The sequence below is a fragment of the Streptomyces sp. NPDC000410 genome, from assembly GCF_040300305.1.
Taxonomy (GTDB): domain Bacteria; phylum Actinomycetota; class Actinomycetes; order Streptomycetales; family Streptomycetaceae; genus Streptomyces.
In genome coordinates this window covers 1-24,056 of the sequence record NZ_JBEPDM010000072.1, presented here as the reverse complement: position 1 = coordinate 24,056, position 24,056 = coordinate 1, and the positions used below count along the sequence as shown (strand labels likewise).

Sequence of the window (24,056 nt, the reverse complement as noted above, 5' to 3'; positions counted from 1 at the left end):
CGTCCTTGCTGCCCATCTGTGATCCTTCCCGGCAGAGACCACATCTCATGCCAGACGGGTCACACCGGGGCATACACAAACTTCAGGACAGTCCCCCCGGCCCTCGGACGCTTCGAATCCGTAACCGTGGTCACCGACCTGCCCAAACTAGCGGTGGCGATCCGCCGCGCGTGGGCCACGACGTTCTCGCCCAGGGCTGTCCGGCTACGCCATCGGGGTGGCTGGTCACTGGAGGACAGCGGGATGGGCGTGACCGTCCAGCGCCTTCAACCATGCGACTTGGGCGGGGAGATGGTCACCTGGGATCCGTCCCGACCGGAGAACTTCCGCAGTGTCGTGATCGACTGCTCATCCGGCTCGATGGACGGCGTGGTGGTCTGGCGGACGCCGACCCACCGGTTCCTCTACAACACGGTCGAAGGCGGCGGGCGGGTTGTCGCCAAGAGCAACGGCGTCAGTGATCTGGACTTGGCTGCCATGGAAGGGTTGAGCCGACTCGCGCTGGCGGGACGCCTGCTCCAGGGCCATTTCGGTGGCTCGGCGGAGCGTTCCGCTCCCCTCGACGTCGAGTGGCTGCTCGACCCGGACGGTCGGCTGTGCCTCGTGCAGATCCGCCCCTACCTGCTCTGAGATCCCGCGGGCGCCCCAAGCGGTGAACCCGACTGCGCGCAGCGCCGTTTCCCGGGTGGATGGTCCCGCGCGGACCGCAGGCCAGGGCGGTGAATGAGAGCCCGGCCAACTCGTCCGAGGGAGGATGAACAGTGTCGCGGATGTCAGCCGCAATGTCCGGATCGGTAGTGGGCAACCTGGCTCAAAGGGTGCTGCGCCGACGACGCCGCGCGACTCTCACGAACGTTGCGGGTTCCCATGGCAGCCGTAGTCTCCTTGTCATCAACGGTGATGTCTTCCGCCGCGACCGCCCCCACTTCGCCGGCCTGAATGTCGGGAGCGTCGAGACCGTCTACTGCGGCATCGAGGACCTCGCGTTCTCCATCGACACGCCGCGCACCTGCGTCTGGGAGACGGTGGAGGGCAGGGACCTGGCCGACTTCGGGCTGGTGCAGGTCGTCGCCTATCCCCGTCCGACCGTCACACTGCTCAGCGCTGTCGCCTCCTACCTCGAGCACAAGAACCGGCCGGCACTCAATGCCGCCGCGGTCAGCGCTCCTACCAAGCTCTACCAACTCATGGTGCTCGCCCAGGCGGGACTGCCGGTTCCCACAACGCTCCACCTGCCCCGGCGTGTCCTGCCGAAGTCGTTCCAACATCTGGCCGCCCGGCTGGGCCTGCCCTTCGTTCTGAAGGCGATAAACGCGAGCGGCGGGAGGCTCAACTTCCTGATCGAGAACGAGGTCCACTTTCTCAGGCACGTGCTCGACCCCGCTCACGACACGGTCGGATTTCTCGCCCAAGAGTTCATTCCGAACAACGGCACGTTCCGCATCTTGGTGTTCGGCGAGGAGACGCCGATCGTGATGCATCGATGCAGCACTGACGGAACCCACCTCACCAACACCGAAAGGGGTGGTCATGCCACCCTGTTCGATACCGAGTCCTTCGACCCCGCCGTGATGGACATGGCCGTCCGGGCGGCCAGTCTCATGGGGTGTGACATCGCCGGGGTCAATGTGGTGCAGGACCGTCAGACGCGGCAGTGGCACCTGCTCGAGGTCACCGCCAGCCCGGCCATCGGCAGCGGAGCGTTCGCGACGGAGAAGACCGCGGCGTACTCCTCCTACCTCCAAGCCAGGCTGTCTCCGTAGTCCGTAGCAGGTAGTCAGGCCACCCCGCACCTGACGCCGCGGCGGGCTCAGTGCGTTGCGGCGGACGACTCACCTGTGAGCTCGGGAGGCCAGACGGTCGAGTCCAGCAGGCCCAAGGCAAAGGCGCGTGCGACGACCGCCGTACGCGAGGGGGCTTCCAACTCCTGCCGTAGCCGGCTCAGGTGGTAGTCCAAGGCCTGGCGCGACATGCCCACGGCCCGGGCGATGTCGGCGTTGGGCTTGCCTTGGGCCAGGCGCAGCAACACCTGCTCCTGAATCGGTGTCAGCTTGACGGCACGTGGGTGCTCGATCCCCAAGGCGGTGAGCAGGGTCAGGATCCGAACCGGGCGACCGTCTTCGCGGAGCACTGCGACGTCGGCACGCACCAGACGAAGGGCGCCGCCGCCGGTCCGGCACACCAGTCGTACGTTGCGGCGCAAGGCTCGCCCACGCACGACCTCCTGCCACTCCCGTAGCAGAGCTGCCGTACGAGGTGAAGGCACGACAAGGTCGCGCAGGGAGCGCCCCTCCAGCAAGGCGACCCTGGTTCGGAGGAGTCCGGCCGCACCCACGTTCGCACGCAGGACCCGGCCGCTGAGCGTGAAGATCAGTGAAGCCGCTCCTGTCCGGTCGCGAAGGGCCCGCAGTTCTTCCTCAGCAGCGGCCTTCTCGCCGAGCGCCTGAACCTCGCCAGTGACATCGATGTACATGCCGCCCACACAGGGGCCCGCCGCGGTGTCCAGAGGGAAGCGGTGTCCCGTCACGCTGACCGGAGCGCCGCTCGGCCGCGAGAATGTCAGGGAGTGGCGTAGGGGACGGCCGCGCGCGAGGACTTGCAGATCCAGCGCACGTGCCTGAGCGACATCGTGCTCGCGGACGACATCCTCCAGGGTGCGCCCGGTCACGGCTCCAGGGACCTTTCCATGTAGATGGGCATAGGCGTCGTTGGCCCACAGGTACCGGCCTGCCGCGTCCCGGATGAAGGCGGCCGCCGGCACGTACGCGGCGAACGCCATGTGACGCTCCCTCTCGTACACGCCGAGCGTCACATCGATCGCGAATCCCGTCACCCCGCCGACCCGCCCGGACGCTTCCCGTCGTGGCCCGGCGGTGACGTCGAGCAGGCGCTCACCACAGCGGGCCCGCCAGTGAACCGTCTCTCCTTCGAGCGCCCGGCCGAGCATCCGTGCATCGTGTACGGGCGGATGGTCCCGGCGTTCCTGGGGAGTGGACGGCGCGGGCGAGGGCACCTTGCCAAGTGCGCCGGGCGCCGAGCCTCCGCCGTACCGGATGAGACGCAGCCCGCTGTCTGTCTCCCACCAGGCGACGGGGAGCAGTTCGAGCAGCGAACCCCATTCCTCGGACCTGCTCACGGGTGGAACTGCCTTTCCTGCGGTGGGGAGACGTGCCAGTGGCCGGCGGAGATTCAGGCGGCCGGGCCGTACAGAACCTGAACAAGTCCCGATTCGTGCGCGGCAGTCACGAGCCCGGTCATGTCGGTGTTGAGTTTTCGCTGCAGTGCGACCAAGGTCCGCATGACAACCGTGCTGGTGCGGGACAGTTCGGTCGGCAGGTCGTTGGCATCGACGCCCTCGCACAGTGCGCGCAGGACGGCGCTCTCCACCGGGGTGAGACGCGGCGTCGACGGGGGGACCGGGAGCGGTTCCGGGCGTTGCGCAATTGCGTACCGGTCGGATGCGGCGCTTTGTGCCGCAAGTCTCGAGGCCCCGGAGGTCGAGCCCTTCACCTTGGCACCGCGAATCCGGGACCGATGCCCTGCCGCGACCCGCTGCCTGTCCGTCTCGGCACCCCAGATGCCGTACTCGCCTTGGTCACGAGCCCATTGGCGGCACGCTCGCATCACGGAACAGCGCCGACAGAGAATCTGTGCACTCTCCGTCCGCTCCCTTCCCCGAGGCCCGTGGTCGCTGTAGCCGTCGTCCGGCGGGTGAAAGAGCCAGGGTTGCTCGGTGCAGGGCGCAGGCGAACTCAGCCGCGTCACGAACGGGGGGACAGAGCTCTGATGTCCGTCACGACTCATTCCCAGCACCTCGACTCTGCGGATACGGCTCTTGCGCCGAGGAAAACGTGCGGACTGCCGGGACGGTTCAGTCGGGTTCTCCCCGGACCGGGGCGGGGCCACCGGGTGAACCATCGTGAGGCGACGTCCGTATCGTCCACAGAAGGCCCGCGTTGGCACATCAGGCCTTCCGGTGCTCCTGGCCGAAGAGCCCGATGGTTGGTGCACCTCGGGCTGCGGGGGGTACCGCTCGTGGGCCCTGCGCCGCGGCCGGTGGGTGCGAACGGGCGCGGGGCCCACTCTCCCCTCCGTGCCTCCGGAGCGGGTGACACACCACGCGCAGACCGGACGGCCACCGCCCGGAGGGCTGATAGGAACCGCGACGATGACCAAGACCGAGTACGAGATCAACGCTCAGACGCACATACGCATCGGGCTGGCCCTCCTCCTGGAGGACCGCTCGCACGAGCACAGCCGCGAGAGCATCGAGGCCTTCCTCAAGGCCGAGCTGGAGCGCGTGTTCGGGGAGCCGATGTAACGGCGCCGCAAGAAGCGCTAGTTGCCCCCTGCATGCGCCCTTAGGAGAGGCAGGACCCCAACCGCCGGACGACAGAAGGTGGACAGTGAATGCCGGCAAGACCGTGGCAGACAGACAGCGGGTGCTCGACATCACGGACACCGATGTTCTGGCCGACCCCTACCCCCACTACGCGCGGCTGCGGCGGGACGATCCCGTACATAGGAGTGCCAACGGATACTGGTTCGTCGGCCGGCATCGGGACGTGCAACTGGTCACCGCCGACCATCGATTCGGCAAGAGGTGCGTCACCGACGGATGGTCTGGGGCGCGCGGACAGTACGCCGTGGTCGACATGCTGGCCCAGAGCATCTTCCCGGCCGGTCCGCCCTTGTACAGTCGAATGCGGGCCCTCCTGAGCAGAGCGTTCTCCAGCCGCTCCTTCAGGAGGACCGAGCCATGTGTCCAGAAGCTCGCCCGCGAGTTCACCGAAGAGGCCGTAGCCCATGGCCGGCTCGACCTGATCCGTGACATCGCTCTGCCTCTGCCGCTGTTCGTCATCGGATCCCTGTTGGGCGTGCCGGAGAGCGACTTCGATCAGCTGCGCACGTGGACGGCCGCGCTCACCACTGCCGCGGGCTCCCATGAGGACGAGGTGCTGGCCTCCGCCTCACGCGCGAGAGACGAGTTTCACCACTACTTCGAGGGGCTTATCTCCGACCGCCGCCGCCTGCCGAGACTGGATCTGCTCACCGCCATGATCCGCGTCCGCGACGCACGCCCGCGGTCCGGGCACGACTCGTTGGTGACGATGGCGGCCGCACTTCTGCTGGCGGGGCACGAGAACTCGGCCAACCAGATCGGCAACACGGTTCTTGCTCTGCTCGACCACCCTGGCCAACTCCGGAGACTGCGGGCGCACCCGTCCCTGGTTCCGGCGGCGGTGGAGGAAGCCCTGAGGTTCGACGGCCCTTTGCAGCTCGGACTGCGCGTGGCGCTTGAGGACGGTGACATACGGGGTGCGCGCGTGGCGCAGGGCGACCTGGTCCTCATGGGATGGGGATCCGCCAACCGGGACCCGGCACTGCTGGAGCGGCCCGACGAATTCGACATCACGCGCCGACCAGGTCCCACGTACCTAGGTGTCAACCAGGGGATCGACTTCATCATCAATGCCCAGCTGGGGCGGGCGGAGACGCGAGCCGTACTGGAGGCGCTTCTGCGCACGACCACGGGCATCCAGCTCTCCGTGTCGCCGGCCGACCTGCCCCATCGCCCCACGCCGTTCTTCCGAGGGCTCGAGCGGCTTCCGCTGACCGTGTGGTGAACCCGGTTCGGGCACGCCTTCAGAGTGCGCCACGGGCATCGCGAAAATCCATGTGAACCCGATCGGCGTGACGGACGTAACCGGGGTACGTCACGAAGGGAAGGCGGTGCGCATGGGGCGCGGACCGGACGGCGTGTGGAGCGAGCGGTGGAGTTCGCCCGACTACGAGGTGGACGAGCACGGCCGAGTGGTGGGCGCGGTCAACGACCGGACACCCAACAACTGGGGGCGCTGGGGCGACTTGGACGAGCTCGGCACGGTGAACTTCCTTACCCCTGAGGTCATCGCCGAGGCGGCCGCGGCGGTTCGCGCAGGTCGGGCCGTGGGCTGCGCGTTGCCGCTCGGTCCTGGTGGGCCCGTGCACCCGCTGCGCAGCGGACCGGTGCACCTCTTCTCGGTCAGCGGGACCGATGTGGTCGCGGGAGCCTCCTTCGGCCGGTGGACCGGGGCGCAGGTGACGGACGACTACCTCTTCCTGCCTCTCCAGGGCACCACCCAGTGGGACGGCCTGGCTCACTTCGGCTATGCCGACACTCTGTACAACGGCTTCTGGATCGGTGGGGTCGAGGCCTACAGCGGCGCCCGGCACTGCGCCATCGACCGGATGAAGAGCCGTCTGGTCGGCCGCGGAGTTCTGCTCGACCTTCCCCGGCATCTGGGTCTTGACCGGCTGCTGCCAGGGCACCGCATCATCCCCAAGGCATTGGACGCATGCGCGCGGGCACAGCATGTCGAAGTTCGCAGCGGCGACATCCTGCTGATCCGCACCGGCCACGTGCCGTGGTTCTACGACCTTGAGGACAAGGCGGAGTTCTGGCGAGTCGGCGCCCCGGGGCTGACGATGGCGACGGTCCCCTGGCTGCACGCACGACAGTGCGCCGCGGTGGCGATGGACAACGTGGCGATCGAGGTAGAGCCATTCGATGAGCCGTTCGAGCACGACTATCCGGTGCACGGACGGCTGATCCGCGATCTGGGCCTGACGCTGGGCGAGCTGTGGTGGCTGGAAGATCTGGCCGAGGCATGTGCCGAGGAGGAACGCTGGGAGTTCCTGGTGTCGGCGCCTCCGCTGAACATCACCGGCGCTGCCGGCTCCCCGGTCAATCCGATCGCCGTGCTGTGAGCCGTCTTCATCGCCGTCCCCGGATTGAACGGCCGCACTGCGTCTCGTCACTGAGCGGCTGCACCGCGTCTCCGCAACGCATCTCCGACCGTGAGTGTCCGAATGAGGGAGTCATTGTGAACGGATCCGTACGAAGAATCGGAGCCTCGGTCCTGACCGGTTCGATGCTGCTCTTTGCGGCGGCCTGTGGCGACCAGGACGACGGCGCCTCCGCGTCCACCACCCAGCTGCCCAGGGTGGTGAAGGTGGGGATACCGCTCGACACGTCTGGGGCGGCCGGCATCGCGGGCGTGGGTACCAACGAGTACGCGGGCGTGAAGCTGGCCATGGAAGAGATCGAGGCGAGCCGGTTCCTCGGCGACACCCGGATCGAGCTCGTGTTCCGTGACACCAGAGCCGACAAGCAGGCGGCCGTCAGCACGGTGCTGAAGATGGTGGGCCAGGACAAGGTCGACGCCATCGTCGGATTCTCTCTCACGCCCTCGTTTCTGGCGGCTGCCCCTCAAGCCCAGTCCAGGGGGTGCCCGTGATCGCACTGGGCCTCTCGGCACCCGGGGTGACCGACGTCGGCGACTACGTCTTCCGCATCATTCCGGACGTGAGCAGGATCTACCCGGCACGGGACGTGGCGTTCGCCAAGGCCTTCGGGGCGAAGACCGCCGCGTACCTCTACAACAACGACACCGAGACGGTCGTGGCGATCCACGGCGCCCGCAAGAAGGGGCTGGAGGGTGCCGGGGTTACGTCCGCGGCCGAGCAGAGCATGACGCAGAAGGACACCGACCTGCGGGCTCAGCTCACGGAGATCAAGAAGGCCGATCCCGACGTGAGCGTCCTGTCCACGTTCCCCGGCCAGTTCGCTTCGGTGTATCTCCAGGCTCGTGAGCTCGGCATCGACCAGCAGATCATCGCCACCGACGGGACGGCCGGGGAACAGATACTGCAGCAGGCCGGACCCGCGATGCAGTGCCTGGTCTACACCGGTCTTTGGTCGGCCGAGAGCCGGCAGGGCAACAACGACCACTTCCAGAGCTTGATGCAGAAAGAGCTCGGCAAGCCGGGTGACCTCTTCTTCGCAGCCGGCTACGACGCCCTGTGGGCCTACGCGACGGCACTCCGGACGGCGAGGACGGCACAAAAGCCCGCGGTGCGGGATGCGCTCGCCAGCCTGAAGCAGTTCAGGGGCGCCTTCGGAGAGTATGGCTTCGACGAGAACCGCAATCCCACGATCACCGGAACTCCGCTGCAGATCACCGGAGGCAAGCCGGTGCTGTGGAAGCCGGGCTCACGATGCGTCAAGTACGCAGCGGGCCGGGGGCGGGCGAGAGCGGCGGGTGATGGCATGCAGCAAGCCGTCAACGGGCTCTCCGTGGGCAGTGTCTACGCGCTCCTCGGACTCAGCGTGACGCTGATCTGGGGAGTGCTCCACACGTTGACCTTCGCACACGGCCAGATCCTCACCTGGGGAACCTTCGGAACCCTGGTGGCCCTCGATGGCGGCCTGCCCGTCTGGGCGGCCCTGGTCGTCGGATGCCTCACGGGTGGGGTGCTCTCCTGGGGCATCGATGCCACGGTCCTGGCCCACACTGCGGCGACGAGGCACGTCCGAGCACGCTCCCGTGGTCGTCACCATCGGAGTGGCACTCGTTCTGGCCGCGATCCTCAAGTGGCACACGGGGTCGCAGTACGTGGCATTCCCGCGCCAGGGCCTGCCCCAGGGTGCTCTCACCGTCTTCGGACAGAACGTGCCTGTTCTGCAGCTGACGGTTCTGGGTGTCTCTCTCGCCGTGATGGTGCTGCTCGGGAGCTGGATCAGGCGCACCCGAGCGGGGCGTGCCCTGCGGGCCGTGGCCCACTCCCAGGAGACGGCCGAACTGCTGGGCATCGACAGCAGGCGTGTCTACGCGGTGGCCCATGTAGTGGCGGGTGTCCTGGCCGCGCTGGCCGGCGTGTTCGTGGCCGTGGCCACCGCCAACGTCTCCTACTCGTCGGGAGACCGCGCGCTGCTCGTCGCCTTCGCGGTGATCATTCTGGGCGGCATGGGCTCGATGCGGGGCGCCGTGGCGGGAGGGCTGCTCCTGGGGCTGATCGAGGTCTACGCGACGGTGTACGTCTCCTCGGCGTTCCGCGAGGCGGTGGGATTCCTGGTGATCATCCTCGTCCTCTTCGTACGACCGTCCGGCTTGTTCGGTGAGAAGGAGGCGACCCGTGTCTGACTGGCTCCCGCCTACCAGCAGTTCCTCCTGGACACGCTCCTCATCGAGATCCTGCTGGTGCTCAGCGTGGCGGTTCTCTTCCAGTGCGGCCCCTTCTCGATGGCGACGCCCGGATTCACGGCTGTCGGGGCCTACACCTCTGCCCTGCTGACGACGGAGCAGGGCTGGCCTGTCCATGTCGCCGTCGCGACCGCCGCGCTGGCAGCGGCGGCGCTCTCGGCGGTCTTCGGTCTCCCCGTGCTGCGCCTGCGTGGCAGCTATCTCGCGCTGGGCAGCCTGGCGCTTGGCCAGGTCGTCGTCCTCGGCATCTCGAACGCCTCGTTCACCGGCGGCCTCTTCGGCGTCTCGGGGATCCCGGCAGGACTCGGCAGCGAAATGCTGGTGGTCCTTCTGGTCGGCGTCTGTCTCCTCCTGCAGTTGGTCCACCGGTCGTACACCGGCCGGGCCACGCGGGCCGTCCGGCTCGATGAGCGCACTGCGCAGGGGCTCGGTGTCCATGTGTTCCGCCTTCGCCTGGCGGTGTTTGTCGCGTCCGGCGCATTGGCCGGTCTGGCCGGCGCGCTCGAGGCTCACCGGACCGGGGTCATCAGCCCCGACCAGTACGGATTTCCCCTCCTGGTTGCGGTGTTCACCTACGCACTCGTCGGTGGAACGGGCACTGGGCGGGTCCGGTCGTGGCCACCGTGGCGTTCACGCTGCTGCGGGAGACCCTTGAGCTCGCGGAGTCGGACGCGGAGAACGCCGTCTATGGTGCCGTCCTCGTGATCGTCGTCCTTGCCGCACCCAACGGACTCACGGACCGGCGCCTCTATCGAGTGGTCGTCAGGTGGGTGCGCGCCAGGCGGGCTCGCGGGCATGTCTCGGACGCCTCCCAGCCGCCACGGTCAGAAGCCCGCATGGAGGGTCTATGAACATGCTCCAGGTCAGTGGGGTGAGCAAGTCCTTCCGAGGGCTCAAGGCCCTCGATGAGGTCTCCGTCGCCGTTCGGCAAGGGTCGGTGGTCGGACTGGTCGGCCCGAACGGTGCCGGGAAGTCCACGCTCGTCAATCTGGTCTCGGGGTATCTCGCACCTGACAACGGGACCATCCTCATGGCGGGCTGCCCGGCCACCGGACTGCGCCCCGACCAGCTGGCCGCCCGTGGAGTGGCGCGGACCTACCAGAACCTCCGTCTGTTCGAGGAGACCACGGTCGTCGAGAACTTGCTGCTCGGCAGACACCGCGCCTTTCGGGGCAGGCCCTGGCAGCTCTGGAGCCGGCGTCGCACGGAGGAACGTGAGCGCCGCGTCGCACTCGATCTCGTCGAACGGGTCGGCCTCGGGGTGGCAGCGCACGAGAACGTGACCGAGCTGTCCTACGGATCGCGCCGGCGCGTCGAGATCGCTCGGGCCCTGGCCACCGAGCCCCATCTCCTGCTCCTCGACGAGCCGACCGCAGGGATGACGCGCCGCGAAGCGGATGAGATCGGCGCTCTCATCCGCGAAATCAACCGTGAGGCGGTCACCGTGGTGCTGGTCGAGCACAACGTCAGACTCGTCTCCGAGGTCTGCGACGAGGTCGTCGTCCTGGAGCAGGGCCGCGTCGTCACCCAGGCCCCGGCTCCGGAGGTATGGGACGATCCACGGGTAAGACGCGCCTACCTCGGAGCCGACGGAGAGGGGGAGAGGTGACGCTCCTGCGGGTGACCGATCTCGTGGTGCGCTACGGCCACGCGACGGCGCTGGACGGTGTGAGCCTGACGGTCGCGCCGGGCGAGGCGGTCGCGGTCGTCGGGCCCAACGGAGCGGGGAAGTCCACCCTCCTGCGTACCGTCTCCGGACTTGTCCGCCCGTCGACGGGCTCGGTGTCCCTCTCCGGCCGGGTGATCACAGGGCAGCGTCCCCACCGGATCGCCCGGGCGGGCTTCGCGCACGTGCCCGAGGGCCGCGCCATCCTCGGCCCTCTCACCGTCGAGGAGAACCTCCAGGTCGGCGGCCATCACCGCCGACGGTATGAGGTGCGGGAGGGCATGGAGCGGATGATGGAGCTCTTCCCCGCTCTTCGGCCCCACCTACGCTCCACGGCGGGACTGCTTTCGGGCGGTGAGCAGCAGATGCTGGCCATCGCCCGCGGACTGATGGCGGAGCCACAGGTCCTGGCACTGGACGAGCCGTCGATGGGACTGGCGCCTGTCGTCGTGGAGAGCGTCGTCGCGTGCCTGCGCGCTGTCGCGAGGTCCGGCACGGCTCTCCTCCTGGCCGAGCAGAACGCCCGACTGGCCCTTGAACTCGCCGACCGGGCCTACGTAATCGTCGGCGGCAGGTTTGTCCGCTCCGGCCCCGCCCCACTCCTGGACGACGAGATCATCGACTTGTACATGACGTGACATGGGTGCGGGCGTCGGGGCGTTTCGTCGGCATACGGGCACCCTCATGAACTTTCCCGATCCGCTGTCGTAGTACCAGACGTTGGGATGTCGACCCCTTGTGATTCGGGCGGCTATGGCCGCCCGCCTCTGCGGATTGGAACCATGATGATCAAGTTCCCCAGCAAGGTTGCCGCCACCTTCGCGGTCATGGCGGCCGCCGGTGTGGCTCAGCTCTCCGGGGCGGCATCCGCATCGGCGGAAGAGGCGCTCCGGGCACGCGCCCAGGAGCCTGTCGGAAGCGCGCAGGCCGAAACCGAGACGGCCGGCTGGGGCCTCGCGGCCGAACCCGGCATCCTTCTCGTGCCCTAGCCGACGTCTCGGCGGCCGCTCGTGTCCCCGGGCCGGTCGCGAGCTTCTGTGACGGTCCGCCGGGTCCTCTTGGCGGACCGTGCCGGTGTGGAAGGCACACGACGAGGGAGTGAACCAGATGCGCGCAGTGGTGTTCGACGAGTTCGGGCGGATCCCCGAGGTACGAGAGGTCAAGGACCCTGCACCTTCTCGCGCCGGTGCGGTGATCCGAGTGGAGGCGACAGGTCTGTGCCGCAGTGACTGGCACGGCTGGATGGGGCACGACCCCGGCATCTGTCTCCCGCACGTTCCCGGGCACGAGCTGTCGGGGGTGGTCGAGGCAGTCGGATCGGACGTCGTGAACTGGAGACCGGGAGACCGGGTCACCGTGCCCTTCGTATGCGCCTGCGGGCGGTGCCCCGCGTGTGTCAGCGGCTCCCAGCAGGTGTGCGAACGGCAGGAGCAGCCCGGATTCACCCACTGGGGGTCGTTCGCGGAGTTCGTTCCCATCCACCAGGCGGACGTCAATCTTGTGGGCATCCCGGAGGAGATGTGGTACGTCACCGCCGCCGGCCTCGGATGCCGTTTCGCCACCGCGTTCCGGGCCGTCCTGGCCCAGGGGCGGACGGCACCTGGGGAGTGGGTCGCGGTACACGGTTGCGGGGGTGTCGGGCTGTCGGCCGTCATGATCGCCGCAGCGATCGGCGCACGGGTCGTCGCCGTGGACGTGTCGCCGCAGGCGCTCGATCTGGCGCGGAAGTTCGGTGCGTCCGCGGTCATCGACGCCTCTGCCATCCGTGGCGAGGTCGCCGAGGCGGTGCGGTCCGTGACAGACGGAGGGGCGCACGTCTCTCTGGACGCCCTGGGCAGCCCGACGACCTGTGCAGCCTCGGTGAACAGCCTGCGCCGCCAGGGCCGGCACGTCCAGGTCGGCCTTCTGCCCAACGGCGCCGGGGACCTCCCGATGGACCTGGTCGTCTCCCTCGAGCTCGAGATCCTGGGCAGTCACGGCATGCCTGCTCACGCGTACCCGCCGATGATGGACATGATCGACAGCAGGCTGCTCCGCCCCGAGCTCCTGGTCACCGGCACCATCGGGCTGGATCAGGCACCTGCCGCCCTTGCAGCCATGGGGACCGCTCCTGGTGCCGGCGTCGTGGTCATCGAGCCGCAGGCCTCCGGGCGCGCGTTCCGACTCGATCAGGCGCCGGTCACGGGGACACAGGAGAGTGACGGCGCATGAAGGGTGAAGAGACTCCGTTCGGCGGCAGCCGGACGTTCGACATCGGCGACGTCGATGTCCTCAGCGACCCTTATCCGCACTACGAGAGGCTCCGGCGCGAGGATCCCGTGCATCGGTGTGCCAACGGATTCTGGTTCGCCAGTCGGCATCGGGACGTACAACTGATCACCTCCGACCCTCGATTCGGCAAGAAATACTTCACCGAGGCGTGGGTCGGGGCGGTTGGACAGCACGCGGTGGTCGAGATGATGGCCCAGAGCATATTCCTGGCCGATCCGCCCTCGCACGGCCGACTCCGGGCGTTCCTGGGGCGCGCGTTCACCGCTTCCGCCGTCCAGCGGATCGAACCACTGATCGAGCGGACGGCCCGGCGCCTCGTGGACGACGCCGTTTCCTGCGGAGAGTGCGAACTGATCCAGGATGTCGCTGTTCCGCTCCCGCTGCTCGTTACCGGCGGGCTTCTCGGGCTGCCGGAGCGCGACTTCGATCAGCTGCGCACCTGGACGGCCTCGTTCACCGCGGCCGTCGGCTCCTACGACGAAGAGTCGCTGGTCTCCGCCTCGCGGGCGGGAGAGGAGTTCCGAGAGTACTTCGCAGGCGTGATCCGAGCGGCGTACCCGTCCGGGACCCGATCTGATCACCGAGATGATCCGCGTTCGCGACGCCGACGAGCAGCTCAGCCAGGACGATTTGATCACGATGGCGGCCATCGTCCTCATGGCCGGCCACGAGAACTCGGTCAACCAGATCGGCAACACGATCCTCGCCTTGGTGAACCACCCCGCTCAGCTACAGAAGGTGCGATCCGGCCCGCGGCTCATCCCGGCCGCGGTCGAGGAGGCGCTGAGGTTCGACACGCCCACTCCATACGGCCTCAGGAGCGCACTGGAGGACGTGGAGATCGGGGAAGTGTACGTGGCGCGGGGCGACTTGCTGCTCACCGGTCTGGGGTCGGCGAACAGGGATCCCGACCTGCTGGACCGGCCGGACGCCTTCGACGTGACGCGCCGGCAGGGTGGGCGGCACCTCAGCTTCGGCCAAGGGATCCACTTCTGCAGCGGCGCCTCGTTGGCGCGGGCCGAGACGCGAGCGGTGCTCGACGCGCTCCTGCGTACGACCAACGGCATCCAGCTGTCCGTTCCGTCCGCCGACCTGCGTCACCGCCCTACTCCGTTTTTCCGAGGACTCGAAAGTCTGCCCCTGTCCCTATGGTGAGTGCGGGCGCGGCGACATCCGGAAGGCACAGCGGCATCAGGCATTGACGGGGGTATCCAGGTACATGCGCAGAGAGACGGCCGGGCACGAGTCGAGCGCACCTCCATGGGTGGGGCGCGTCGAGGAGACCACGGCTTTGCGTGCCGTTGTCGCCGCTCTCGGGGAGGGGCGGGGAGGCTGCGTCCTCGTCGAAGGTGAGCCCGGTATCGGGAAGACCGCCCTCCTCGGCAAAGCACTCGAGGACGCCGCACGGCTCGAATGCACCGTGCTGATGGCACACGCGGACGAGCTCGGGCAGAAGCTGCCCCTCCATGTCATCGGGCAGGCGCTCGACTCCTCCATGCGCACGACCGGTTCCGTGCCGGCGGACATCAGGACGCCCCTGTGGCTCCTGGGGTCGGGCAACCCCGCAATGGCGGGCGTGGAGAAGGCTTTGCAAGCCATCGACCGGCTGTGCGTCGTGGCGCCGGTCCTCCTGGTCGTCCACGACCTGCAATGGGCGGACGAGGCCAGTCTGCTGGTACTCGGCAGCCTCGTGCGAGCCACGCGGCAGACTCCGCTGCTCATCGTGGGCAGTGTCCGGTCGGTGCCCAGGCGGGAAGAGGTGCAGCAGTTGAAGCGGGCCATGACGAGCCGCGACGCCACCGTCCTCACCCTCAAGCCGCTCTCCTTCGCCGAGTCGCAGGAGATGGCGGGTGAACTCCTGGGCGCCGTCGTCGGTCCGGAACTCGGCCGTCAGGTCGGCCTGGCCGGGGGCAATCCGCTCTATGTGCGGGAGATGGTCGACGCTCTGGTTCGCGAACGCAGACTGCGGGTCACCGACGGCATAGTCGACCTCACCGAGGGCCCCGACGGCCGCCTGGCCCCGACGACGCTCGGCGCAGCCATCGCCGACCGCCTGGGGTTCCTCACACCGGCCACCTCCGAAGTCCTGCGTTCCGCCAGTCTGCTCGGCACCGAGTTCACCATGGCGGACCTCTGCACAGTGCACGAGGCGCAGCCGCACGATCTGCTGAGGCCGATCGAGGAGGCCATACTGGCCGGGGTGCTCGGCGACGGAGGTGACCGGCTGCGTTTCCGCAGTGCCCTGTTCAGGGACGCTCTGTACGAGGAGATGCCGGCCGCCATTCGCGCCGCCCTGCACTACCAGACCGCGCGGGCACTCGCCGGGTCGGGCGCGCTCCCGGAACGCGTGGCAGGCCAGCTGAACCTCGTTCCGGACGTCACGGACGGGTGGACTATGGACTGGCTCGCGGAGACCGGTCCGGAGCTGCTGTACCGGGCCCCCGAGCTTGCGGTGGACCTGATGCGGCGCGCGTTGCCCGGCCTGCCCGGTGACGACACACGCAGAGGTGGCATGGAGGCGGACCTGGTCACGGCCGAATTCTTCTGCGGAAGAATGGCGGACGCCACCCGCGCGGCGCGGCAAGTCCTGGTGCGCACCACCGACAGCGAAGTGGCCTTTTCCGTGACCTGGTTGCTGGCCTACGCGCTGATGCGCGTCCGAAGTTTCGCCGAGGCGATCGACGTGGCGTCGGGGGCCGCGCGGCGATGGAACCTCGATGCCAGGTCCGCCACCAGGCTGGATGCCCTGCGGGCCCTGATCCTCTTCTGTGACGGTCAGTACGACGAAGGAGAGGAGCTGGCGCGCCATACCTTGGCCGAGGCCGAGGAACTGAGCGAGTGGCCCGCTGCCGCCTATGCGCTGCACACGATGGCGCTGGGAGCCACCCATCGGCGGGCCCCCGAAACGAGGCTGGTCCTTCTGGACAGGGCGCTCACCTTGCTTGGCGACGAGGCGCCGCAGTGGACGGGCTGCCGACTCCTGCTGATGACCAATCGGGCCTACGCGCTCGAGGACCTCAACCGCCTGGAGGAGATGTGGGAGGAGCTCGCCGCCGCACAGCAGCTGGCCGAGGGCGTGGGGACGGCCCGGATCTACGAACTTGCCGCGCCTGTGGCCGAGAGCGCGTACGAGGCCGGTCGCTGGGACGATGCGGTGGCCGAGCTCGAGAGCGTGGAGGAGTTCTGGGAAGGCATGAACAACCCGGAGCTGATTCACGGTATTCCTGCCCTCGTGGCCGTGCGCCGGGGGCAGCTCGACGTGGCCCGTGCCCAGCTGGCGGCGATCGACGAGAAGCCATGGGCCGCGACGGGCTACGCACGGGCCAACACCGCCTGTGAACTTCTGGCGCGAGCCCTCCTCGCGGAGCGGGAGGGGCGCCCAGGTGACGCCAGAGCGGCGCTTTCCCAGACCTTGTCGGACGACTGGGCCAAGGCCATGCCGGACCGGTTCAAATGCTTCCCCACTCTGATGCGCATGGCCTTGGACGCCGGGGACCGGGCGATGGCGGAGTCCGTGGCCGCTGCTGTGGCCGGTGAGCGGGCCGTAGACCCTCGGCCGGCTCTTCGCGTCACGGACCTGTGGTGCCGGGGGATGCTCGAAGAGGACCCAGAACCCCTGCTAGAGGCAGCTGAGTTGAGTCGGGCGGCGCCGCGACCCCTGGCGTTGGCGGCCACGCTGGAGGACGCTGCCGTACTGATGGCCAGAGCCGACGAGGTAGTGCGGGCCAAGACCGTCTTTGAGGAGGCGGTCACCCACTACCAGCACCTGGGGGCCGAAGGGGACCTGGCGGCAGCGGCGGCCAGACTGCGTGAGTTCGGCATCCGGCGGGGAGCGCGAGGGCCGCGTAAGCGGCCGACTACCGGCTGGGATGCCCTCACCCCCACCGAGCACCGGGTCGCGCTGCTGGTGGCGGAGGGCCTCTCCAACCCTGACATCGCCGCCCGGACGTTCTCCTCACGCCGGACGGTCCAGACTCATGTCTCGCACATTCTCAGCAAGTTGGATCTGCGATCTCGTGGCGAGATCGTCCGGGAAGCTCAAGGCCGCGAGTGAAGGGAGCGGTCAGCTGCTCCGCCCGCCGAGCCCTTCGGCTTGCCGGGAGTTCAGTCGGAGACGCAATGGCGGAACAGCGCGCGTACGTCCATGACCAGTTCTGGCTCCGTGACGCACTGCCCACCGAACCCGGCGCATCGGGCGAGGACCGCGTCGTGCATCAGCGCGGCGCTGTCCCAAGGGTCGGAGGAGACTCCGTTGACTGGGGCGGGGAGCCCGGCGGCGACCGAGAAGCGGGTGAGCACGGACCGGGCCCAGTGGGCCGTCTTGCGCAGCGGCAAGGGGCTGTCGGGATCCGCCGCGGCGTGCAGCGCCGCGGCCGAGCACCCCAGCCGCGTCACCTCGGGGAGCTCGGCGATGCGCATGGCGTGGGACAACGAAGCGAACGTCTCGAACACCGGCAGGAGAGGCAACAGCGGGTGGCCCGCGGAGGTGCCGGCCACCTGCCGCACGTCCTCGACGGAGCTGACTTCGGGCAGCACCACGCCGTGGACGTGGTCCGCGAGGAGATTGATGGCGGCCGCACACCAGGGGGAGGAAGCCGGATGGACCCGCAACCACAGCTGCGTCGACGGAACGTTGTACGAACTCAGCAGTTCCACGGCACCGGCGAACGCCGCCGTGGGGCCGTGCCGCTGTGCTGATCCGTACACATCGACGATCAACGCATCGGGCGGGACAGACAGCTGCTCGATGAGGTGCAGCGCGTCGATGGGGTCGAGAAGGAGAAACGTCTTCGCGGGTGCGTGGAAGCCCGGCAGGCAGTCCTTGGTGGTGGCTGCCTGCGAGGCGGAACCACGCCGGTCAAGCTGCCGGGGTATGCGGGGAATGTCGACGGTCACGGAAACCTCCGGGAGTCTGCGGCCGAGAGCCCCGGTCCTGACCGTCCGGATCAGGACCGGGGCCCGAGTCTCGAGTGGGAGTGGTGCGCAGGGCGGCTCCAGGCGTGGGGACGCGTGGCGGAGGCGCGAGCGCTTGCTCCGATCCCGGGCTCGAGACCTCCATCTGTCGCCGCAGGGGCGTCGGGAAGCGCGGCGACGTCAGGAGCTCGGCGGAGAAGCCGTGACCCGACCTCTCTGGTCGGACGGATGGTTCCGGCTCCTCATCCTTGGTTACGGCCGTACGGCGGAGAAGTTCACGAGAGGAGCGGAACGGCACTAGCCCGCCGATACAGCTCCGGCAGGCGTGTCTTGTCGGCTCAGGTGTATTGCAACGCTGCGGGCCGGTCCCACCGGCCGTTGTCCTTGCGCTTACCGTTCACGACCGCGACCACGTTCTCCAGAGACTGGGTGGAGCTCCAGGTGTGAACGTCGTGCTCGCTGGTCGTCCGGTTGTAGTACTGCTCCTGGCGCTGGTTGCCGATCCAGAGGATGACCTCGGTCGTCTCGTACACGTTGGGGTCCGCCACGGCCCAGGCGTGGAGGTTGCCGCGTTCGGTCTGTTCGACGCAGACCCAGGTCATGTTGTCCACCTCAGCGCACTTCTTCGGCAGCGGCGCGTCCGCGGCCTGCGCAGGGGTGGCGGCAAGGCCGGAGAAGGCCATCGCCGCCGCAACGGTCAAGGTACGTCGGATACGGGACATGCGGGACTCCTGTCGCTGTCGCCCTCGGCACGATACCGACGGGCGCCCGTAGCTACGCGGGGTCTCGGCCGAGAGTTCAGTGCGCGGGCCGGCATCCACGGAGGGTGACGGGATCCGGCCACGTGATTGAGCCTGGTGGCGATCCGGGCCGTATCCCCGGCAGAGGGCAGGGCACTTGGCCCGCCGGACTTCGACATCGGGCCGCGTCCGGGATCGTTCCCGCGGACCGCTGACGGACCTCAATCCATCAGGAGGAATGGCCATGACCAGCGAGGAATTCGTATACGCCGATACCGCGAACCTCTTCGGCTCCGACGTCCAGCCGCCGGAGATCGAAGCGCTCCTGCGTCGGCTGCACGCGCTTCACCACCCTGCTTCGGCCGTCCGGCCGCTCTCCCTGCCGGATCTTCAGCAGCCGACGGCCGAGCGGGCCGCCTGAGGCGCGGCGACGTGGTATCCAAGCGCGGCAAGCGCGGGAAGAACGCGAAGCAGGGCAATCAGCGAAAGCGACAGCACCGAGCGCCTCGACCGGCCCCTGCCGCCGCCGATGCGGACAACTCCCCCCGCTGGGTGAGGGATCCGACCGACGGTGCGGCGACGAAGGACGTACAACGCCTCCAGGAACGCACCATCGGCACGGACGCCTGGCGCCGGCGGGTCGAGGACGAGGTCACCGCACTGGTCAACGAGGAACGACGCAGAAGAGCGCTCCCCGAGCTGCTTACCGACGAGAGACTGCGCCGCTCGTCCCGCGCCCACAGCGAGGACATGGCCGCCCGGAACTACTTCTCCCATGTGGCCCCGGACGGCCGCCGCCCGGTGGACCGCATGAGCGCCGCAGGGCACCCCGCACCCGCGGCCGAGAACATAGCCAAGGGCCAGCCCGGTCCCGCCACGGTCGTGCTGGCCTGGATGAAGAGCCCAGGGCACCGTGCCAACATCCTGCACCCGGACGTGCGGTCCCTCGGTGTCGGACTCGGCACGGGCTCCGGGGGCCCTTGGTGGACACAGAACTTCGGGTACGAGTAGCGGCGAAGAGCGTTGAGGCCGGCAAGCAAGATGTCCGAAGACCATCTTGGTCCGACGCCGGAGTGAACTCCAGGGAAAGGGCCGCCGTAAGTCTGCGAATAACGGGGCCCGTCACAGGCTGCCGCATCCCGCGAGACCGAGGAGGCCGTCATGGCCGACAGCAAGCAGCACTCCACTCCGCCAGGTTGGGCGCCGACCGCGGTCGATACCGAGCTGATGCCGGCGCCACGGCCTGTTCGGCCGACGGCCATGGCTCTGCCGTCGCAGCGTGGACCCAGTGCCATGGAGGTGCTGCCCGAAGTCCTCCACCAACCGCGTGTGGCAGACAACGCGCCCGAGACCTCCACGCAGGCGTACGCGGAGATCCTGCAGGAGGTGCGGGTCGCGCAGACCGCGCTCCAGTTCCTCCTCGGGTTTCTGATGGCTGTGGCCGTCACGCCGCGCTTCGACACGTTCTCCCAGGTCGCGCGCGGGATCTACGTCATCGCTCTGGTCACGGCCTTCGGTGCGGTCGGCCTGCTCACCGCACCCGCTGCCTTCCATCGTGTCGTCACCGACCCCTGCCTCAAGCACCGCCTCGTGCGCACCTCCAGCAAGCTGGCGCTGTGGGGGCTGGTCCTGCTGATGGTCGCGATGGCGGCCGCCGTACTGCTGGTCCTCGACGTCGTGCTGGACCTCCCCCTGGCGCTCGGCCTCGCGGTCGGCGTGTTCTGTTGGCTCCTCGGCTTCTGGTTCGTCATGCCTTTCTGGCAGCGGTACCGGCAGGCGAGGCGCGTGCAGAACCGCGCCGATGGTGGGGCGGAGGGCCTCCGATGAGGGCGAGCCGCTCGACCTGCCTGCGAATGTCATGAACTCGTCCGATCCTGGTTCCGTTTACCGCAGCGAAGTCGCCATCCCTCAAAGAAAGGCATCGCCATGGGTACACGTCTCAAAGGTCATCGGCAGGGGCGCGCGTTCCGGAAGGGCCTGCTCGCCATCCTCGGTACGGGACTTCTCGTCGCACCGCTCACAGCCGCACATCCCGCCGAGCGGGCCGTTGCCCGGACGCAGGCAGCGCCCAAGATCGTCTATCTCACGTTCGATGACGGACCGAGTACGAAGTACACCGCACAGGTCCAGGCCGTACTGACCCGCTACAAGGTTCGGGCAACGTTCTTCCAGACCGGCCACAACGTCGCCGTGTACCCCTCCATCACGCGAAGGACCCACCTTCTGGGCCACAGCGTGCAGAACCACACCTGGTCCCATGTCGACCTCACCACGGTCACCTGGAAGCGGTTCCAGGACGAGGTCAACCGCACGGACGCCGCCATACGGGCCCAGACCGGGTACAAGCCCCGTTGCCTCCGTCCTCCGTACGGCGCCTCGGACAGCCTGGTGCGGCAGCGGGCGGACCTGATGGGCAAGAAGCTCCGCTTCTGGACGGTCGACCCGAGGGACTGGTCCCGCCCGGGTGCACGAGCGATCGAGAGCCGGGTGCTCGCCAACGTACGGTCAGGCTCGGTGATCCTCCTGCACGACGGCGGTGGAGACCGCAGCCAGACCGTCGCCGCGCTGCCAAAGATCCTCAGTACGCTCAAGGCCCGCGGATACACGTTCTCTCGGATGACGTGCGGTTGACCTGCCACGACAGGGCAACCGTCGAGCTGAACCCGTCAACTTGCCACTCCGTAAAACATATTGACAATCGCGGCCAATGGTGAGGAATGGGTCATGTGTGATCAAGTGGAGCAGGAGAGCCCCTCTGAGGCTGGGGAGCCGACGGCCGACTCGGTTCATGATCGTGCCGAACGCCGGCTGGAGGAGGGCCTCGAACGCCTTCGGGAGGCCGTGCGGCGAGCGCAGGAAACCCTGAGGACGACGTAGGCATGGAGGTCTACGCGAGGATGCCCCTCGTGCAAGGCGAGAGCCTGCGCGGGGGGCCTTCTGTCTGAGCGGACCCTTCACGGCCCAGGGGTACGGGCGGGGCGTGCCGGCCGGGAACAGCACAGTGCCCCGGTCCAGTCTCTGGGGGGGGGTCCTGAGACTGGACCGGGGCTGTGACACCTCGAACACACCGTCCCTCGGAGAGCCGCACACGGGGGGATGCGGCGGCACACCATGGACCGGCGGGCTCGAGATTCCGCGGCGCCACACGGAGGGAGCGTGGCAGCGCCGCGGAGCCTTTGTGCCTGCCGCTCCGTCCACGGGCACGGGGGTGTGACGGAGCGGCAGGGCGGGCCGATGCGATCGGCCTGTGCTGGAGATGCCGACCTTGGCTTCCCCCCACGGGAGTTGGTCTGGCAAGTCCAGCACTCATGGATACGGCCGCCGCAGGCTTGGGTTCACCCGGAGGGAAGATTCTTTCCGGAGATGCGGACAGGTTGGTGAGTGAACTCGCGTGCGCAGGACGCGTATCAACGAGTTGCCGCCGCCACCTGAGCCGTCCGGAGAGGAAGTGGACGCAGCCATGCGTGTTCCACGGGCCCTGACATCACGTCTGCTTCTGCCCTTCGTCCTTGCTCTCGCTCTGGCCGTGGCATGCGGTGACGGGCCCACGGCGGTGGGCGGCGGTTCGCCGGACGTGTCCTATGCGCGTGGCGCCGCGCTCGCGGCCGAGGTGTGCCGCCGGCATCTCAACACCGTGCTTCCCGGCGGTGCGGTCGTGTTGTCGGACGTGATCACCTCGGACGCGCTCGCCCAGGAGGCGCGGAACGCGGGTGGCGACGGATCTCCCTGGACAAGCCTTCCTCGGGGAGATCTCCTCTCCTTCTGTTTCTACGGGGAGAGGGACGCGGTCACGACGGCGTCCGAACCCGCCCACTGCCCGGACGGCTTGATGGTCGTCATCGACATGGCCGGCACCGTCACGCCGTACGAGAACGGCGGCGTGGCTTGCGTTACGTGCGGATCTGAACCCGTCCCCCTCATCGCGCGTTTCCCGCATGACGACAAACGGCCAACAGTCCGAGGAGGAGCCAGGTGGCCACCGAAAAGCGCCGGGCCAAGGCAGTGGAGACAGTGGAGACGAGCGGGGGTGCAGCCCAGTACCTGTCCGAGACACCCGCACCTGGGGACACGGACCCTGAGGCCGTAGCCGGCCCCGAGGCCGGGGGCGAGGGAACGCCGGACGTTCCGCTCCCCGCCGGAGCCGACGACGAGGACGCCAGGTTCGAGGCCGAGCACGACGACGAGGACGCCGAAGGGGAGGAGCAGGCGCTGGCCTGCCACGAGCTCCTGCTCCTCATGGCCGGCAAGATTCCCGACCAGCTCATCACACAGTGCCGCGCGTGGCTGGCGGAGGGACGCAGGACGGAAGTGGGCAGCGCACTCGCCTTCGCCGCCGCCGGAGCCAAGGTTCCGCTGCGCGCAGAGGACATCGACCTGCTCGAAGAGCTGCTGAACGAGGCAGACGCCGACACACGCGTCCTCGAAGACATCGACGAAGCGGAGTACGAGGCCCTGCCCCGCTACCGCTTCGAGCTGACGCCCGACGCCGAACCGCGCCTCAGCGGGCCCGTGAGCGACGAGACCGACGCCGCCGTCATGGCGGGGTGCGAGGACACGGACGGCGCTGTCGGGATGTGGCGCACCTGGCGCCTGCCCCCGGCCGGCGCACCGTGGCCCCCGCCGCGCAGGGTGTACGTCGTGGAGGTCGAGGCGGTCGACCAGCTCATCGGTGCGACCGCCCACCTGCAGAGCGTCCTGTCCGCCGTGGGCGAGCAGGACCCGCAGGTCGAGGTGTATCCCACCGGGGTGAAGCTGCCCAGCTACCAGCAGTACGCCCGTAACACCTCTGACCTGCTGTGGGCGGCCTCCGACGATCCCGGCATCGACCTGGTCGCGGTCTTCGACGGTGTGGACCCCGAGGTCGGCCCGATCTTTCGCACGGACCATCCGAGGGCGGCCGACGACGAGGAACGCTACCGCATGCTCGCCTATCTCGCCGCCGGCTCCCCGCTGTTGCTGACCACGGCGCGGATGGACGACGTGGTGGACCGCGACCTCGGAACCGTGGTGCCCATGAGCTACCGCACCGACGGCTTCTGGATCTGGTCCGACGCCTCCGCCTACTACCTGGAGACGCACGGGCTGCTGCCGGCGCCGGAACTGACCGAGCAGATGCGTTCGGTCGGCTTCACGCCGCCTCTGGTGGACGGGGTGTCGCTGCACCGCGCGATGGTGGCCCTCACCCGGCCCGTGGACGAATCACCGGCCTGGACCTACGACGGCAGCAGCTCAGGCGGGGTGTCAGCCGGCGTCAAGTGAACCATTGATCAGGAGTGATCGTAGTCGGGGGTGCCGGGGCGGCGCCCCCGACTGTAGTTGGGTCTGAAGTCCACCAGCGAGAGGAGGTGTTGGACGGTGGATGGGTCGGAGTGTCCTGAGGCTGTTTATTGGTTGTGTGGGGGGTTTTCGGGGGATGTGTGGCCGACGGCGGATACGCCG

The 24,056-nt window shown here is 68.5% G+C and carries 23 protein-coding genes and 1 pseudogene; 19 read left to right on the top strand and 5 right to left on the bottom strand.

Annotated elements, in window-relative coordinates:
* Positions 1–18 precede the first annotated feature (18 nt).
* Both ABT342_RS35485 and ABT342_RS35480 read left to right on the top strand, forming a co-directional pair.
* Entirely contained in the window at positions 19–630 is a 612-nt protein-coding gene (locus tag ABT342_RS35485) for a PEP/pyruvate-binding domain-containing protein (protein WP_351582832.1), read from the top strand.
* 140 nt (positions 631–770) lie between these two features.
* Entirely contained in the window at positions 771–1,763 is a 993-nt protein-coding gene (locus ABT342_RS35480; protein WP_351582828.1) for an ATP-grasp domain-containing protein, read from the top strand.
* 47 nt (positions 1,764–1,810) lie between these two features.
* Here ABT342_RS35480 and ABT342_RS35475 read toward each other — a convergent pair whose 3' ends face one another.
* Both ABT342_RS35475 and ABT342_RS38350 read right to left on the bottom strand, forming a co-directional pair.
* Positions 1,811–2,947 (bottom strand): helix-turn-helix transcriptional regulator, encoded by a 1,137-nt coding sequence (locus ABT342_RS35475; RefSeq protein WP_351582826.1) that lies wholly within the window; start codon positions 2,945–2,947, stop codon positions 1,811–1,813.
* 242 nt (positions 2,948–3,189) lie between these two features.
* The gene (locus tag ABT342_RS38350; RefSeq protein ID WP_502965672.1) at positions 3,190–3,804 is read right to left on the bottom strand and encodes a WhiB family transcriptional regulator; all 615 of its coding nucleotides are present in this window, start codon (positions 3,802–3,804) and stop codon (positions 3,190–3,192) included.
* A 364-nt stretch (positions 3,805–4,168) separates the two neighbouring features.
* Between ABT342_RS38350 and ABT342_RS35460 the strand changes: the two genes are divergently transcribed.
* From ABT342_RS35460 to ABT342_RS35415, 10 genes and pseudogenes are all read left to right on the top strand, one after another.
* Positions 4,169–4,321, top strand: coding sequence for a hypothetical protein (locus ABT342_RS35460; RefSeq protein ID WP_351582824.1), 153 nt, complete (start codon positions 4,169–4,171; stop codon positions 4,319–4,321).
* A 103-nt stretch (positions 4,322–4,424) separates the two neighbouring features.
* Positions 4,425–5,627 (top strand): cytochrome P450, encoded by a 1,203-nt coding sequence (locus ABT342_RS35455; RefSeq protein WP_351582822.1) that lies wholly within the window; start codon positions 4,425–4,427, stop codon positions 5,625–5,627.
* Between the two features lie 112 nt (positions 5,628–5,739).
* Positions 5,740–6,750, top strand: coding sequence for a cyclase family protein (locus tag ABT342_RS35450; protein WP_351582819.1), 1,011 nt, complete (start codon positions 5,740–5,742; stop codon positions 6,748–6,750).
* Positions 6,651–8,293, top strand: a pseudogene (locus ABT342_RS35445) (ABC transporter substrate-binding protein); the annotation flags it as partial. The gene ABT342_RS35450 and the pseudogene ABT342_RS35445, both read left to right, overlap by 100 nt.
* A gap of 76 nt (positions 8,294–8,369) precedes the next feature.
* Positions 8,370–8,966, top strand: a complete 597-nt coding sequence (locus ABT342_RS35440) for a branched-chain amino acid ABC transporter permease (RefSeq protein WP_351582817.1) — start codon at positions 8,370–8,372, stop codon at positions 8,964–8,966.
* Positions 8,967–9,731, top strand: coding sequence for a branched-chain amino acid ABC transporter permease (locus ABT342_RS35435; protein ID WP_351582830.1), 765 nt, complete (start codon positions 8,967–8,969; stop codon positions 9,729–9,731). It abuts the gene before it with no gap.
* 142 nt (positions 9,732–9,873) lie between these two features.
* Entirely contained in the window at positions 9,874–10,635 is a 762-nt protein-coding gene (locus ABT342_RS35430) for an ABC transporter ATP-binding protein (protein ID WP_351582815.1), read from the top strand.
* 11 nt (positions 10,636–10,646) lie between these two features.
* Complete coding sequence (locus ABT342_RS35425; protein ID WP_351582813.1) at positions 10,647–11,330, top strand: ABC transporter ATP-binding protein; 684 nt, start codon at positions 10,647–10,649, stop codon at positions 11,328–11,330.
* A gap of 144 nt (positions 11,331–11,474) precedes the next feature.
* Complete coding sequence (locus ABT342_RS35420) at positions 11,475–11,681, top strand: hypothetical protein (RefSeq protein WP_351582811.1); 207 nt, start codon at positions 11,475–11,477, stop codon at positions 11,679–11,681.
* A gap of 118 nt (positions 11,682–11,799) precedes the next feature.
* Positions 11,800–12,903 carry a zinc-dependent alcohol dehydrogenase family protein gene (locus tag ABT342_RS35415; protein ID WP_351582809.1) on the top strand — a complete coding sequence of 368 codons (1,104 nt, stop codon included), beginning with the start codon at positions 11,800–11,802 and terminating at the stop codon, positions 12,901–12,903.
* Here the strand turns inward: ABT342_RS35415 and ABT342_RS35410 are convergent.
* Entirely contained in the window at positions 12,861–13,613 is a 753-nt protein-coding gene (locus ABT342_RS35410) for a hypothetical protein (RefSeq protein ID WP_351582807.1), read from the bottom strand. The two genes, ABT342_RS35415 and ABT342_RS35410, sit on opposite strands and share 43 nt — an antisense overlap.
* On the opposite strand from ABT342_RS35410, the gene ABT342_RS35405 reads away from it, so the two are divergent.
* Both ABT342_RS35405 and ABT342_RS35400 read left to right on the top strand, forming a co-directional pair.
* Complete coding sequence (locus ABT342_RS35405; RefSeq protein WP_351582805.1) at positions 13,603–14,118, top strand: cytochrome P450; 516 nt, start codon at positions 13,603–13,605, stop codon at positions 14,116–14,118. The genes ABT342_RS35410 and ABT342_RS35405 overlap by 11 nt on opposite strands.
* A 64-nt stretch (positions 14,119–14,182) precedes the next feature.
* Positions 14,183–17,017: a helix-turn-helix transcriptional regulator gene (locus ABT342_RS35400; RefSeq protein WP_351582803.1), complete on the top strand. Its 2,835-nt coding sequence runs from the start codon at positions 14,183–14,185 to the stop codon at positions 17,015–17,017.
* Between the two features lie 50 nt (positions 17,018–17,067).
* Here the strand turns inward: ABT342_RS35400 and ABT342_RS35395 are convergent, their stop codons facing one another.
* Both ABT342_RS35395 and ABT342_RS35390 read right to left on the bottom strand, forming a co-directional pair.
* A complete protein-coding gene (locus ABT342_RS35395) occupies positions 17,068–17,859 on the bottom strand; it encodes an aldolase/citrate lyase/malate synthase family protein (RefSeq protein WP_351582801.1) in 792 nt (263 codons plus the stop codon).
* Positions 17,860–18,215: 356 nt separating this feature from the next.
* A complete protein-coding gene (locus tag ABT342_RS35390; protein ID WP_351582799.1) occupies positions 18,216–18,599 on the bottom strand; it encodes a hypothetical protein in 384 nt (127 codons plus the stop codon).
* Between the two features lie 262 nt (positions 18,600–18,861).
* Here ABT342_RS35390 and ABT342_RS35385 point away from each other — a divergent pair, with 262 nt between their 5' ends.
* From ABT342_RS35385 to ABT342_RS35365, 5 genes are all read left to right on the top strand, one after another.
* Positions 18,862–19,038, top strand: a complete 177-nt coding sequence (locus ABT342_RS35385; protein ID WP_351582797.1) for a hypothetical protein — start codon at positions 18,862–18,864, stop codon at positions 19,036–19,038.
* Positions 19,039–19,169: 131 nt separating this feature from the next.
* The gene (locus ABT342_RS35380) at positions 19,170–19,628 is read left to right on the top strand and encodes a CAP domain-containing protein (protein ID WP_351582795.1); all 459 of its coding nucleotides are present in this window, start codon (positions 19,170–19,172) and stop codon (positions 19,626–19,628) included.
* 318 nt (positions 19,629–19,946) lie between these two features.
* Positions 19,947–20,444, top strand: a complete 498-nt coding sequence (locus ABT342_RS35375; protein ID WP_351582793.1) for a DUF6328 family protein — start codon at positions 19,947–19,949, stop codon at positions 20,442–20,444.
* Positions 20,445–20,543: 99 nt separating this feature from the next.
* A complete protein-coding gene (locus ABT342_RS35370; protein WP_351582791.1) occupies positions 20,544–21,248 on the top strand; it encodes a polysaccharide deacetylase family protein in 705 nt (234 codons plus the stop codon).
* Positions 21,249–22,589: 1,341 nt separating this feature from the next.
* Complete coding sequence (locus tag ABT342_RS35365) at positions 22,590–23,876, top strand: hypothetical protein (protein ID WP_351582789.1); 1,287 nt, start codon at positions 22,590–22,592, stop codon at positions 23,874–23,876.
* The last annotated feature ends 180 nt before the right edge of the window (positions 23,877–24,056 follow it).

Coding starts and splice junctions, on each gene's coding strand:
- ABT342_RS35475 (WP_351582826.1), bottom strand. CDS start 2,947: ATGCTCGGCCGGGCGCTCGAAGGAGAGACGGTTCACTGGCGGGCCCGC.
- ABT342_RS35370 (WP_351582791.1), top strand. CDS start 20,544: ATGGGTACACGTCTCAAAGGTCATCGGCAGGGGCGCGCGTTCCGGAAG.
- ABT342_RS35405 (WP_351582805.1), top strand. CDS start 13,603: ATGGCGGCCATCGTCCTCATGGCCGGCCACGAGAACTCGGTCAACCAG.
- ABT342_RS35450 (WP_351582819.1), top strand. CDS start 5,740: ATGGGGCGCGGACCGGACGGCGTGTGGAGCGAGCGGTGGAGTTCGCCC.
- ABT342_RS35390 (WP_351582799.1), bottom strand. CDS start 18,599: ATGTCCCGTATCCGACGTACCTTGACCGTTGCGGCGGCGATGGCCTTC.
- ABT342_RS35410 (WP_351582807.1), bottom strand. CDS start 13,613: ATGGCCGCCATCGTGATCAAATCGTCCTGGCTGAGCTGCTCGTCGGCG.
- ABT342_RS35460 (WP_351582824.1), top strand. CDS start 4,169: ATGACCAAGACCGAGTACGAGATCAACGCTCAGACGCACATACGCATC.
- ABT342_RS35420 (WP_351582811.1), top strand. CDS start 11,475: ATGATGATCAAGTTCCCCAGCAAGGTTGCCGCCACCTTCGCGGTCATG.
- ABT342_RS35385 (WP_351582797.1), top strand. CDS start 18,862: ATGACCAGCGAGGAATTCGTATACGCCGATACCGCGAACCTCTTCGGC.
- ABT342_RS38350 (WP_502965672.1), bottom strand. CDS start 3,804: ATGAGTCGTGACGGACATCAGAGCTCTGTCCCCCCGTTCGTGACGCGG.
- ABT342_RS35400 (WP_351582803.1), top strand. CDS start 14,183: ATGCGCAGAGAGACGGCCGGGCACGAGTCGAGCGCACCTCCATGGGTG.
- ABT342_RS35430 (WP_351582815.1), top strand. CDS start 9,874: ATGAACATGCTCCAGGTCAGTGGGGTGAGCAAGTCCTTCCGAGGGCTC.
- ABT342_RS35415 (WP_351582809.1), top strand. CDS start 11,800: ATGCGCGCAGTGGTGTTCGACGAGTTCGGGCGGATCCCCGAGGTACGA.
- ABT342_RS35480 (WP_351582828.1), top strand. CDS start 771: ATGTCAGCCGCAATGTCCGGATCGGTAGTGGGCAACCTGGCTCAAAGG.